Genomic DNA, 216 nt, shown 5'->3' on the forward strand with positions numbered 1-216 from the left:
TCCCGCGCTCGTGAACGAGCCACGCAAGGTTCTCGGCCGAGCCGTAGGCACTGTCTGCGGCAAGGCGGGCCGGCCAGAGGTCGAACCGATCCTGCGTCCACTCAATCATGGTGCGAGCCGCGCCGACCTCGGCTTGCCGGATCGCGCGGCTGGCTTCGACATCAACGATGACGGCGTGTTGGAGGTCGATCAGATAGTTGGTCGCATAGGCGAAGA

The 216-nt window shown here is 64.8% G+C and carries 1 pseudogene; it reads right to left on the reverse strand.

Annotation, left to right across the window (positions count from 1 at the left end):
* Nucleotides 1-216, reverse strand: a pseudogene (locus ACYVO7_RS25885) (IS5/IS1182 family transposase); the annotation flags it as partial.

The organism is Alsobacter sp. SYSU BS001988, from assembly GCF_054796215.1.